The sequence below is a fragment of the Rhizobium sp. SRI_017 genome (assembly GCF_057586295.1).
Genome location: NZ_JBYCZP010000005.1, coordinates 235332 through 248023 on the forward strand (window position 1 = coordinate 235332; position 12692 = coordinate 248023).

A 12692-nucleotide genomic window follows, 5' to 3' on the forward strand; every position below is an offset into this window, starting at 1 on the left:
AGCTTATGTGCCGCTATCGCTCACCGACGACGCGGCGGACCTGGCCGGGCGTCTTGCCGTAGACAGTGCGGAAAGCGCGAACGAAAGCCGAAAAACTCTGGTAGCCACTGGCGAGTCCGATCTCGCGCACCGACATGGCGGAATGTTCGAGGAGATCCCGGGCGCGCTTGAGCTTCATGCGCTTGTAATATTCGCCGGGCAGCAGGCCAACCTCCGCGCGGAAGGCACGTTCGAGCCGCTCGATGGTGACGCCGAGACGGGCCGCCACCTTGGAAATCTCGACCTGTCCCTCGCCGCCGGCTTCGAGTTGGTCAACGGCGTCGAGCACGAGGTCGTCGCGGATGCCGGTGCGGAGGCGGAGTTGCAGCCGCTCGCGGTCGGTCGAGGCACGGATGCGGTCATGCACGAACCATTCGGCGACGCCACGACAGAGTTCTTCGCCGTGATGCCGACCGATGAGATCGAGCATCATGTCGAAGGCACCGATGCCGCCCGCCGAGGTGAAGCGCGAGCGGTCGATGACATAGATGTCGCGCTCCAGTTTCACCTCAGGGAAGGCCTCGGCAAAGGCGGGCTGGCTCTGCCAGTGCAGCGTGCAGGAGAAACCGTCGAGCAGGCCGGCGCGGCCGAGATAGAAGGCGCCATCGGCGACGCTGCCGATATTGGCGCCGTTGCGCAGGTTCTTGCGGATCCAGTTGAGCGGCTGCGGTGCCTGCAGCCGGTCGGCATCACCGCCCGAGCAGACGACGATATAGTCGGCGGTCGGGGCATTGTAGGCCGAATAATCAGGTGTCACGGCGATGCCGCTCGATGCGCGGATGACGCCGCGCTCGCCGCCGACGATCGACCAGCGATAGAGTTCCTCGCCCGACAGCTTGTTGGCGGCGCGCAAGGGCTCGATGACCGAGGAAAAGGCCATCATCGGGAAGCCGGGAAAGATCAGGATGGCGAAGCTGCGGGTCACGGGATGAGTGTCATGGGACGAGGGTGCGGTCGGCCATACTTCACCGAAGGTGGGTCACAATTCAATCGCGGCCTTGGATCGGCGCCTTATGAAATATATTTCACGTGATGAATTTTATTGACGAAGCTGTTTTGGCTGTGCTTATCTCCCCCTTGCCGGCGGTCGAGGAGGAGCGCCGGATTCACCTGATCAGAGGCCGCCCGACGGGCGCCGCCGGCAATTTGGAGCGGGCTTGGGCCCGGAGGAGGAACTTTGCGCAAATTTTTCAGTACGACCGCACTGGCCATGGTGGCAGGCGCGACCTTGATGTCTGGCACTGCTTTGGCCAACACCGACGTCGCCTTTCGCTGCAAGCCCGGCGAGAAATATGTGATGAACGTCATGGTCTCGGGCGTCGAATACTGGTTCCCGGTCTATGAGATGTTCAAGCAGGCCGGCAAGCAGCTGGGCTGCGAGACGGCCTATACCGGCACGCCGGAATATGACGTCAACAAGCAGATCGCGTCCTTCGACCAGGCGTTGGCCCAGAACCCGGCCGGCATCCTCGTCCATCCGATGAATTCAGATCCCTTCATTGAACCGATCAACCGCGCCATCGACCAGGGCACGGCCATCGTCACCTTCGCGGCCGACTCGCCGCTGTCCAAGCGCGTCTCGTTCATCACCTCGGACAATACCCGCGAAGGCACCTATGCGGCCGACGCGATTGCCAACAAGCTCGGCGGCAAGGGCACCTATGCGGTGCTGGAAAATCCGGGCCAGGACAATCACGACAAGCGGATCGCGGCCTTCATCGCCCGGATGGAAGAAAAGTATCCTGACATGAAGCTGGTGGGCCGCGCGGCCTCCAACCAGGATCCGGCCAAGGCCTATCAGGGCCTGATGAGCATCATCCAGGCCAATCCCGATCTCAACGCCGTCTTCATGCCGGAAGCCAATTCGGCGATCGGTGCGGCCCAGGCGGCCAAGGAAAGCGGCGGCAAGGTGCTCGTCATGTGCGCCGACGTCAACGCCAACATCCTCGACATGATCAAGGCCGGCGAGGTCTTCGGCTCGATCAATCCGAACCAGGGCATGCAGGGCTACATGGGCTTCATGCTGCTGTTCCTGGCCAAGCATCCGGAACTGATCGACCCGATGAACGACGCCAAGCGCTCGGGCTTCAACCCGATGAGCGTGCCTGTCGTCGACAATGGTCTTTCGATCGTGACGGCTGACAATGCCGACGACTTCTATTGGGACAAGTATCTCAAGCGTCGCGGGACGAAGGGGATTGAGGAGTAAGGGGATAGGTCTCGCGGGAGGCTGTCGCGTCGGATGGAAATGACGGCGGTGAAGCAGTCTCCCGCTTCTCCCCTTGGGGAGAAGTGCCGAGCGAATGCGAGGCGATGAGGGGTTCTCAAAGGCGCATTCGGCGTTGTGAGAACCCCTCATCCGGCCTTCGGCCACCTTCTCCCCAAGGGGAGAAGCGAGAGCGGATCGCAGGCCTCTCAAGAACAATGTCCTCGACGTCTAAGGAAACAATCATGCCAGACCCCGTGCTTCAGATATGCCAGGTCTCGAAAAGCTTCGGGGCGATCAGGGCGCTGACCGAAGTCGATTTCGCGCTCGAGAAGGGCGAGATCCACGCGCTCTGCGGCGAGAATGGCGCGGGCAAGTCGACGCTGATGAACATCATCGCAGGCGTGCTGCAGCCGGACGACGGCGAGATTAGGCTCGACGGCAAGCTGATCAGCATATCCTCACCGGCCTCCGCCAAGGCGCTGGGTATCGGGCTGGTGCATCAGGAGATCGCGCTCTGCCCCGACATTTCCGTTGCCGAGAACATGTTCATGGCGGCGACCGGCGCGAGCAGAAAGCTTTTCATGAATTACGCCGCGCTGATGCGCGATGCGCAGAAGGTGATGAACCGGCTGGCGTCGGTCGATGTCCGCCAGCGCGTCGCGGATCTGCCGATTTCCACGCAGCAGCTGGTCGAGATTGCCAAGGCGCTGACGCTCGACTGCCGGGTGCTGATCTTCGACGAGCCGACCGCGGCGCTGACCGAGACCGAGGCGCAGATCCTGTTCGGCATCATCCGCGACCTGAAGGCGCACGGCATTTCCATCATCTATATCAGCCACCGCATGGCCGAGATTTTCTCGCTTTGCGACCGGGTCACCGTGTTTCGTGACGGGCGCTATGTCTGCACTGAGACCATTGCCGAAACGACGCCGGATGAGGTGGTGCGGCGCATGGTTGGCCGCGAGATCGAGCAGCTTTATCCGGCGAAGCTCCGCGAAGATGACCGCACAGGCGAGGCCATTCTCTCGGTGCGCGGGCTCGGCGACGGCGAGCGGTTTGCGCATGTCAGCTTCGAGCTGGAGAAGGGTGAGATTCTCGGGATCGGCGGGCTGATCGGCTCGGGCCGCACGGAGATCGCGGAGGGCGTCTGTGGGCTGCGACCCGTGACGGTCGGCGAGGTCGTGCTGGCGGGCAAGAGGCAGAAGATCAAGCGCTATTCCGATGCAGTCGCGGCCGGCATCGTCTACCTCTCCGAGGACCGCAAGGGTTCTGGTCTGTTTCTCGATCTCTCGATCGCGGGCAATATCTCGGCGCTCGATCTCGATCGCGTGACGCGGATGGGCCTGGTCGATCGCGAGGCCGAGGCGTCGCAGGCGAACAGGCTGGCGCGCCAGCTGTCCATTCGCATGGGTGGGATCGGCAATCCGGTCTCGTCGCTGTCGGGCGGCAACCAGCAGAAGGTGGCAATCGCAAAGCAGCTCGCGGTCGAGCCGCGCGTGATCATCATGGATGAGCCCACCCGCGGCATCGATGTCGGCGCGAAGTCGGAGATCCATCGGCTGCTGCGGGAACTCGCCGCATCCGGGATTGGCATCGTCGTCATCTCCTCGGAATTGCCGGAACTGCTCGGCCTCTGCGACCGGGTGCTGGTGGTACGCGAGGGCCGGGTCGCGGGCGAGCTCGGGGCGGACGAGATGTCGGAGGAGGCAGTGATGCGGCTGGCTTCCGGCATCGGAAAAAACACGCAGGCGCGACATGCCGCCTGAAACGGAAAAGACTACGGGAGGAAGACTGATGGCCGTCGATACGGTGATGATGGCGCGGGAGGCGCGGGCGCCGACATGGAAGCGGCTCGCGACGATGCGCGAGGCGGGGCTGATTGCGATCATTCTCGGGCTCTGCATCATGATGAGCTTTGCCTCGCCGCATTTCCTCACGCTCGGCAATTTCCGGGCGATGCTGATGTCCTTCTCGATCGAGGGCATCGTGGTGGTGGGGATGACGGTGCTGCTGATCGTCGGCGGTATCGATCTCGCGGTCGGATCGGTGCTCTGCTTTGCCATGGTGTTCGCCGGTTCGATGTTCGTGATGGGGGTCGATCCCTGGACCGCGTCACTGCTCGGCATATTGATGAGCGCCGCGATCGGCGCCGTGATGGGCTTCTTCGTAACGGTCGTCGGCCTCAACCATTTCATAACGTCGCTTGCGGCGATGGTGATCGTGCGCGGCCTTTGCCTTGCTATTACCAAGGGCACGCCGATCTCGCTCTTCACGCTACCACCGGAATTCAAGGCGGTCGGGCAGGGTTCGATCTACGGCATTCCCTATGTGATCCTGATCTTCCTCGCGGTCATCGTGATCTTCGACTTCCTGCTCCGCCGGGCGACCGCCTTCCGCAAGGTCTTCTATACCGGCTCGAATGAGAAGGCGGCGCTCTATTCCGGCATTCGCACCAACCAGGTGAAGTTCTGGGTGACGGTGATGTGCTCGACGCTCGCTGGCTTTGCCGGGGTGATCTACATGGCCCGCTTCGGCTCAGCCACGCCGACCTTCGGCGTCGGCATGGAGCTCAACATCATCGCCGCGGCTGTCATCGGCGGGGCCTCGCTCAATGGTGGCTCGGGCACGATCCTCGGCGCCATCCTCGGCATCGCGCTGCTCTCGGTCGTCACCTCGTCGCTCGTGCTTCTCAACATATCGGTCTATTGGCAGGACATGATAAAGGGATGCATTCTGCTCGCGGCCGTCTCGGCCGACCACTTCCTGCACAAGCGCAAGGCATGACCATGGCGATCGCCAAGACCCCCTCCAAAATCGTCACCATGCCGCGCGAGGAACTGACCACCGCTCGGCAGATGCACCAGGCCCTGGTGATGCATTTCCTCGAAGGCCTGACCCAGGCACAGATCGCCGACCGGCTCGGCGTGTCGCATGCCACGGTCAACCGGTTGATCAAGCGCGGCCGCCAGCTCGGGCTGGTGGAGATCAAGATCAGGTCGCCGATGGAGCCGCTGGTCGAGATGGAGGAGCGGCTTGTCGCGTTGGGCGGCATTTCGCGCGCCGTCGTCGTGCCCACGGTGTCGGAGAACAAGGTGACGGCGCTTCAGGCTGTCGGCGAGGCGGCGGCGCGGCTGCTGCTTGAGACGATTGCGGACGGCGATACGATCTGCATCACCGGCGGCAAGGGCGTTTCGGCCGTGGTCGCAGGACTGCATGGGCCGCATGGCCTGGACGTCGAGGTCGCGCCGGTCACCGGCTGCGTCCAGGGCAAGCACTATACCGACGTCAATCATGTCGGCGCGCTGATGGCCGAGGGCTTGGGCGGCCGGGCCTACCAGATCCATGCGCCGCTCTTTGCCGATGATGCTGCCGAGCGCGGCATGCTGCTCAAGATGCGCGCGGTGGCCGATGTCTTCGCCAGAGCACGCGCGGCACGGATCGCGGTGGTCGGCATCGGCTCGATCCTGTCCGACGATTCGAGCTATTACGACCTGCATCCGTCCTCCGGCACTGACCGCGACGCGATCGGCAAATCCGGCGCCTATTGCGAGTTGCTCGCCCATCTGCTCGATCGCGAAGGCCGGGTTTGCGACTATGCGCTCAACCGCTCGCTGGTGGCGCTGACGCTCGATGAATTCTCCCAGATCCCACTCAAGATCGGCGTTGCCGCCGGTCTAAACAAGGCAGGGCCGATCCTGTCGGTCATGAAGGGCGGGCATCTCGACACGCTGGTCACCGACGAGGCGACGGCGTCACGGGTCATCGATATGGCCGAAGGAGGGCGCGCGTAATGGCGGATCAGATCATGCGCGAGATCGGCGCTTCCGGCGTCAAGGCCTCGGCCGTCGGCCTGGGCACCTGGGCGATCGGCGGCTGGATGTGGGGCGGGACGGACGAGGCGGAATCGATCGCGGCGATCCAGGCATCGCTCGATGCCGGCGTGACGCTGATCGATACGGCGCCAGCCTATGGGCTCGGACGGTCGGAGGAGATCGTTGGCAAGGCGCTCAAGGGGCGTCGCGACCAAGCCGTCATCACCACCAAATGCGGGCTCGTCTGGCACACCCAAAACGGCCGGCATTTCTTCGACCAGGACGGCAAGCCGGTTCATCGCTATTTGGGCCGCGACGCCATCTTCCACGAAGTGGAGGAGAGCCTGAAGCGGCTCGGCACCGACCATATCGATCTCTACATTACCCATTGGCAGGACCCGACGACCGAAGTTGGCGAGACGATGGATGCGCTCAAGGATCTCAAAAAGGCGGGCAAGATTCGTGCGATCGGGGCGAGCAATGTCGATGCCGGGGATCTGAAGGCTTACATCGCCGCGGGTGGGTTGGATGCGATCCAGGAGCGGTTCAGTATGATCGATCGCGAGATCGAGAAAGAACTGCTGCCGCTGACGACGGCGAACGGGATTTCGACGCTGAGCTATTCGTCGCTTGCGCTCGGACTGTTGTCGGGCGCGATCGGACCGGACCGGGTATTTTCGGGTGACGATCAGCGCAAGGACAATCCGCGCTTCTCGATCGAGAACCGCAGGAAAGTCGCGGGCTTTGCCGAGGCGATCAGGCCAGTGGCCGATCAGCATCGCGCGAGTATCGCCCAGATCGTCATCGCCTGGACGCTGGCGCAGCAGGGCGTGACCTTCGCGCTGTGCGGCGCGCGCAATCCGGCGCAGGCCATCGACAATGCGCGGGCCGGCGAGATCCGGCTCTCGCCCGAGGATCATTCCACCATCGACCGCGCGATCACGGCATGGCTGTCGGCCATGGACGGATAACGAGACCAGACATGAACCGAGAAGAGATTTTCAACGGGCTCGCGAGACGCCCGAACCCCGATGTATTGGTCATCGGCGGCGGCATCAACGGGATCTCCGTGTTCCGCGAGCTGGCGCTGCAGGGCGTCGATGTGCTGCTGGTCGAGCGGAACGACTACTGTTCCGGCGCCAGCGCGGCACTGTCGCGCATGGTGCATGGCGGGTTGCGATATCTGGAGAATGGCGAATTCAAGCTGGTGAGAGAATCCCTCGAGGAGCGCGACCGGCTGCTCGCCAATGCGCCGCATTATGTCTCGCCGCTGATGACGACGGTGCCGGTCTTCGACGTCTTCTCGGGCGTGGCGAATGGCGCCGTGCGCTTCCTCGGCCTGAGCCGCCGGCCGAGTCGGCGCGGCGCCGTCGTGGTCAAGCTCGGGCTCTCGATCTACGACTTCCTCACCCGGCGCCGGGCACGGATGCCGGGGCACAGCTTTCGCGGCAAGCGCCGCACCTTTGGCCTTTGGCCGGCGCTGAACCCCGATCTGATCGGCTCGGCGACCTATTACGACGCCCAGATCAGCCATCCCGAAAGGCTTGGAATCGAGCTTCTGAAGGATGGACTGGAGGCCGGCGAGCATGCGCGGGCGTTGAACTATGCCGAGGTCCGTCGAGACGGTGGCGGCCTCGTTCTGCGTGACGAGATCTCGAGTCGCTCCCTCGCGATCGAGCCACGGATCATCGTCAATGCGACAGGCGGCTGGATCGACCTGACCAATCGCGAAATCCTGCCAGGTACGGATAGGTCAGCACCGCTCATGGGTGGCACCAAGGGCTCGCATCTCATGATCGACAATCCCGCGCTTCTGGAAGCGCTGGGCGGGCACATGCTCTATTACGAGAATGAGGATGGCCGCATCTGCATCCTCTTTCCCTATCTCGGCAAGGTGCTGGTCGGCTCGACGGACATCCGCGTCGACGATCCCGGCACCGTGCGCTGCGAGGCGGATGAGCGGGACTATATCCTGCAATCGCTGGCCTTCGTGTTGCCTGAGATCAGGATCGCGCCGGAAGACATCGTCTTCCAGTTCGCGGGCGTCCGGCCGCTGCCGGCGAGCGAGGACAGTTTTACCGGACGCATTCCGCGCGACCACTTTTGCACCTTCGTCGAGCAGGCGGGATCGCCGCCCGTCCTCTGCATGATTGGTGGGAAATGGACGACATTTCGGTCGTTCGGCGAACTGGCTTCGACCATGGTACTCGAACGGCTGGGGGGCCGTGCCGCCGTGCCGACGGCCGACCGAGCCATCGGTGGCGGCCGGGATTATCCCGCTGTTACGCTGCCCTGGAAGAGGGCGCTGGCGGTCCGCACAGGGCTGCCGGCATCGCGGATCGCTGACCTGTTCGCTCTCTACGGGACGGCCGCTTCGGATCTTGCGGAGTTCATTGCCGCAGGCCCGGATGAGCCTCTTGTGGATAGCGGCCATTCGTCCCGCGAGTTTATCCAACTTATTCGCAGCGAAGCCGTCGAACATCTCGATGACCTGCTGCTTCGGCGCACGACGCTTGCGGTATCTGGCCGGCTTTCCCTAGATGCCGTCGATGCTTCGCTGGATGTGCTTGCCGCCGAACGTGGGTGGGATGAGCCGGCCAAGGCAGCCGAACGTCATCGATTCCTTACGCTTCTCGCGGAGCGCCATGGCGTCACTGAAGCGACGCTCAAATCCAGAAACACAGACAGGAGTACCCCATGCGCAGCAATGGCAAGGTGAGGATGAACCGGCTCTTCGGCAAGGGACGATGCCTCGACGTCGCGATCGATCACGGCGTCTGCAATGAGCCCTCCTTCCTCAATGGGCTGGAGGATATCGGGGCCGTGGTGACGTCGCTGGTGGCCGCAAGGCCGGATGCGATCCAGATGAATTTCGGCCAGGCCGACCTGCTGCAGACCATCGATGGCAAGGACAAGCCGGCCCTGGTGATGCGCATCGACATGGGCAATCCCTATAACCGCATCCGCCATCGCCACATGTGGGCGGTGCTGCAGAACGAGGTCGAGCCGCTGATCGGGGCGCTTCAAATGGATGCGGCCTGTGTCGTCGTCAATCTCTTCATGCTGCCCGACGAGCCCGAGCTCTTCAAGCAATGTGTCCAGAACATCTCCCGCGTCCGCGCCGATTGCGACAAATATGGCATGCCGCTGATGATCGAACCCTTGGTTATGCAGCCGGTGACCGAGGCGGGCGGCTACATGGTCGATGGCGACTGCGAGAAGATCGTGACGCTGACGCGGCTTGCGCGCGAGATGGGGGCCGATATCATCAAGGCCGATCCGACCACCAACGCGGAGGATTTTCACAAGGTGGTCGAGGCGGCGCGTTGCCCGGTGCTGGTGCGCGGCGGCGGGCGAGAGGATCTCCGGATCGTGTTCGAGAAATCGGCGGCGCTGATGAAGCAGGGCGCCATGGGCATGGTCTATGGCCGCAATATCTATCAGCATGCCAATGCGAGCGCGGTGGTTCGCGGGCTGATGGCAATGATCCACGAAGGCGCGGACGCGGCAACGGCTCACGCCCTCTACGAACAGGGCTGACGGCCGAATGAATTGACGACCCGGAGGAGGGGTTCGCCATGGGAGACTACCTACTCGGCCTCGACGCCGGCAACACGGTCATCAAGGCCGTCATTTTCGACCTCGACGGGCGGGAACTGGCGCATGCTGCGCGGGAAGGCCATAGCCGTATGCCGAAACCCGGCCATGTCGAGCGCGATCTCGGGGAGTTCTGGGAGAATGCCCAGGCAGTGATCCGCGCCTGCATCAACGGTGCGGGCATCGATCCCAGAGAAATCCGGGCAATCGGTTGTGCTGGCCATGGCAACGGGCTCTATGCGCTGGACAGGGACGGCACGCCGCTGATCGGAATCCAGTCGATCGACACGCGGGCCGGTGCGCTGGCGGAGGAGCTGGAGGCAGCCGGCGTCGGCGACATCACGATCGCCATAGGCCGCCAGCGGCCCTGGCCGGCCCAGACGCCGACGCTGATGGCCTGGCTCAAGAACAACCAACCGGGGCTCTTTGCACGGGTCGGCACGGTCTTCCTGGCCAAGGACTATGTGACCTATCGGCTGACCGGCGATCGGGTCAGCGACGTCTCGGACATGAGCGGTTGCGGGCTGCTCAATCTCGATGAGCGAACCTACGATTCGCGGCTGCTCGATGCGTTCGGTCTCGGCGGATGCAAGGAGCTGCTGCCGCGTCTCGTCGAGAGCGACGAGATCGCCGGCCGAGTGACGGCCGAGGCGGCGAGGCTTACGGGTTTAGCCGAGGGAACGCCCGTCGTGGGCGGCCTGTTCGACGTCGTCGCCTCGGCGCTCGGCTCCGGTGTTACCCGTAGCGGCGCGGCCTCGATCATCGCCGGCACCTGGAGCATCAACCAGGTGATAACAGACGGCTCGCAACTCGCCGGTCCGGTCTTCATGTGGTCGACCTATGACCGCAAGCGCTACATGGCGATGGAGAACAGCGCGACCTCTGCCGCCAATCTCGAATGGATGGTGCGGGAATTCTTCCACGATTGCCCGGAAGGCGTCTCGCCGTTCGACATTGCCTGCGAACTGGCCGCGAGTGTCGAGGCCTCGGCAACAGCGCCGTTCTATCACCCGTTCCTTTATGGTGCCCAGACCGACGGCAATGCCCGCGCCGGCTTCTATGGCGTCGGCGGCTGGCACGGCAAGGCGGACATGATGCGCGCGGTGCTGGAGGGCGTCGTCTTCGGCCATCGCTGGCATATCGACCGGCTCCGGGCCGCCGGCGTCCATTTCGCCGATGCGGTGCTGTCGGGTGGCGGCTCGCGCAGCCGTGTCTGGCCGCAAATCTTCGCCGATATTCTTGGATTGCCGGTCACGGTGACGCGGTCGCGGGAAACCGGAGCTCTTGGCGCGGCCATCGCAGCCGGGACGGGCGTGAGCCTGTTCGGCGATTTTGCCGAAGGCGCGGCACGCATGGTCAAAGCCGAGCGAACCTATGAGCCCGATCCCTGTCTCTCCGAGCTCTATCGCCAACGATATGAGATCTATGGCATGATATCGGAGACGATGACGCCGGTCTGGAAGCATGTCGCGCAACTCGTGATGCGCGCGCAACAGACGGCGTGAAGTCGGAAATGGTTGCCGCGAACGCGAACAAGCGGCGTTGACAAATGCGCATTGGTGTAGTCTATAAAATTTATAGACAAAGGAATTCGCATGAACCACGTGGATGTCGCCGTGATCGGTGGCGGCTTTTCGGCCGCGGCAACGATCGTCAACCTCATGGAAGTCCTGGACCCCGACCAGACGATCGGTGTTGTCGGACGCACGGCTAGCCTGGGACTCGGCACGGCCTATGGACGGGCGGACGATGTCCACCGCCTGAACGTGCCGGCCGGCCGCATGAGCCTTTTTCCCGACAGGCCGGATCATCTCTGCAATTGGCTGACACGCAACGGCCACAGCCACGGGCCTGAGGATTTCATCCCGCGGCCGCTCTTCGGCGCCTACGTGCAGGACGCGCTGGAGGCGCAGATCCATCGCGCCGACAATCTTGCGCGGCTCTATTTTCAGGATGCCGAAGCGATCGATTGCGAAGTGCTTGGCGACGACAGGCAGGTCTTCCACCTCTCGAACGGTGAGCGGCTCGAGGCGCGGGCGAGTGTGTTCTGTATCGGCGGCACACCCGCGGGGCTGCCCCTGCCGGAGGATAGGATCGCACCGGAAGCCCGCAAGCATCTCTGTCTGAACGTCTGGGCCGACAAGTGGATGGAACGGGCCCAGCCCGACGATACGATCTTCATGCTCGGTTCCGGCCTGACCATGGTCGACCAAGTGATGTCGCTTCGCCGCCGCGGCCATCGCGGCCGGATCCATGTCATCTCCCGCCATGGCCTCGTGCCGCAGCCGCATCAGGTGCCGCGGAGCGATGCGCTGCCGCCCGCTGTCACGCCCGGCTCGGCTCCGCTCAGCGAGATGATGCGGCGACTGCGCGCCGCGGCGCGCTCGGCTGTGGATTGGCGGAGCGCCATCGATGGCGTGCGCCCGGTGACGCAGGCGGTCTGGCAGCATCTCACCCATAACGAGCGACGCCGGTTCCTGCGCCATGCCAATGCCTGGTGGAACGTGCATCGCCATCGCCTGGCGCCGGATATTCATGCACGTTTCAATGAGATGCAGCAGAGCGGTCAGGTCACGGTCAGCGCCGGCTGGCTGCATGAGATCTATGCCAACGAGGCCGGAGCGCGCGTGGCCTATCGCGACCGCCACACGGGAACGCTTCGCCAGTTGAGCGCCGATTGGGTGGTCAATTGCACCGGGATGGAGAAATGTTCGATCTCGAAAGTGCCTCTGCTCAAGAAGATGTCGGCACGCGGCATGATCACGGGCGATGCGCTCGGCCTTGGTCTGGCGGTCAATGCTGATTCGCAGATCGAGCGCGAAGACGGGTCGACAGTGGCCTCGGCCTACGCCCTCGGACCGATGACGATGGGTCAATTCTTCGAAATTTTCGCGGTTCCTGATATAAGAGTGCAGACAAAACAGGTCGCGGGACGTATTGCTGAGAAAATTCCAGCGACTTAGGGTCTAATGGGCTTGAGAAAGTAAGCGAAAATTATATCTATAAAGATTATAAAGTTCGCTTAGGCGATCGAT

General features: G+C 63.3%; 10 protein-coding genes. 9 read left to right on the forward strand and 1 reads right to left on the reverse strand.

Annotation, left to right across the window (positions count from 1 at the left end):
• Nucleotides 1–13: 13 nt before the first annotated feature.
• Nucleotides 14–964, reverse strand: a complete 951-nt coding sequence (locus AC2YI2_RS13830) for a GlxA family transcriptional regulator (RefSeq protein WP_487387055.1) — start codon at nt 962–964, stop codon at nt 14–16.
• Nucleotides 965–1216: 252 nt separating this feature from the next.
• Between AC2YI2_RS13830 and AC2YI2_RS13835 the strand changes: the two genes are divergently transcribed.
• From AC2YI2_RS13835 to AC2YI2_RS13875, 9 genes are all read left to right on the forward strand, one after another.
• Entirely contained in the window at nt 1217–2248 is a 1032-nt protein-coding gene (locus AC2YI2_RS13835) for a substrate-binding domain-containing protein (RefSeq protein WP_487387056.1), read from the forward strand.
• A 242-nt stretch (nt 2249–2490) separates the two neighbouring features.
• Nucleotides 2491–4014 (forward strand): sugar ABC transporter ATP-binding protein, encoded by a 1524-nt coding sequence (locus tag AC2YI2_RS13840; protein WP_487387057.1) that lies wholly within the window; start codon nt 2491–2493, stop codon nt 4012–4014.
• 28 nt (nt 4015–4042) lie between these two features.
• Nucleotides 4043–5032 carry an ABC transporter permease gene (locus tag AC2YI2_RS13845; RefSeq protein WP_487387058.1) on the forward strand — a complete coding sequence of 330 codons (990 nt, stop codon included), beginning with the start codon at nt 4043–4045 and terminating at the stop codon, nt 5030–5032.
• Between the two features lie 2 nt (nt 5033–5034).
• Nucleotides 5035–6039, forward strand: coding sequence for a sugar-binding transcriptional regulator (locus tag AC2YI2_RS13850; protein ID WP_487387249.1), 1005 nt, complete (start codon nt 5035–5037; stop codon nt 6037–6039).
• Nucleotides 6039–7031, forward strand: coding sequence for an aldo/keto reductase (locus AC2YI2_RS13855; protein WP_487387059.1), 993 nt, complete (start codon nt 6039–6041; stop codon nt 7029–7031). Before AC2YI2_RS13850 ends, AC2YI2_RS13855 begins: the two co-directional genes overlap by 1 nt.
• Nucleotides 7032–7042: 11 nt before the next feature.
• A complete protein-coding gene (locus AC2YI2_RS13860; protein ID WP_487387060.1) occupies nt 7043–8779 on the forward strand; it encodes a glycerol-3-phosphate dehydrogenase/oxidase in 1737 nt (578 codons plus the stop codon).
• Entirely contained in the window at nt 8758–9600 is an 843-nt protein-coding gene (locus tag AC2YI2_RS13865) for a class I fructose-bisphosphate aldolase (protein ID WP_487387061.1), read from the forward strand. Before AC2YI2_RS13860 ends, AC2YI2_RS13865 begins: the two co-directional genes overlap by 22 nt.
• Nucleotides 9601–9638: 38 nt before the next feature.
• Complete coding sequence (locus AC2YI2_RS13870) at nt 9639–11162, forward strand: FGGY-family carbohydrate kinase (protein ID WP_487387062.1); 1524 nt, start codon at nt 9639–9641, stop codon at nt 11160–11162.
• 90 nt (nt 11163–11252) lie between these two features.
• A complete protein-coding gene (locus AC2YI2_RS13875) occupies nt 11253–12620 on the forward strand; it encodes an FAD/NAD(P)-binding protein (protein WP_487387063.1) in 1368 nt (455 codons plus the stop codon).
• The last annotated feature ends 72 nt before the right edge of the window (nt 12621–12692 follow it).

Bases quoted from the DNA above. Each gene is read 5' to 3' on its own strand.
- AC2YI2_RS13840 (WP_487387057.1), top strand. From the start codon at position 2,491: ATGCCAGACCCCGTGCTTCAGATATGCCAGGTCTCGAAAAGCTTCGGG.
- AC2YI2_RS13845 (WP_487387058.1), top strand. From the start codon at position 4,043: ATGGCCGTCGATACGGTGATGATGGCGCGGGAGGCGCGGGCGCCGACA.
- AC2YI2_RS13850 (WP_487387249.1), top strand. From the start codon at position 5,035: ATGGCGATCGCCAAGACCCCCTCCAAAATCGTCACCATGCCGCGCGAG.
- AC2YI2_RS13855 (WP_487387059.1), top strand. From the start codon at position 6,039: ATGGCGGATCAGATCATGCGCGAGATCGGCGCTTCCGGCGTCAAGGCC.
- AC2YI2_RS13860 (WP_487387060.1), top strand. From the start codon at position 7,043: ATGAACCGAGAAGAGATTTTCAACGGGCTCGCGAGACGCCCGAACCCC.
- AC2YI2_RS13865 (WP_487387061.1), top strand. From the start codon at position 8,758: ATGCGCAGCAATGGCAAGGTGAGGATGAACCGGCTCTTCGGCAAGGGA.
- AC2YI2_RS13870 (WP_487387062.1), top strand. From the start codon at position 9,639: ATGGGAGACTACCTACTCGGCCTCGACGCCGGCAACACGGTCATCAAG.
- AC2YI2_RS13875 (WP_487387063.1), top strand. From the start codon at position 11,253: ATGAACCACGTGGATGTCGCCGTGATCGGTGGCGGCTTTTCGGCCGCG.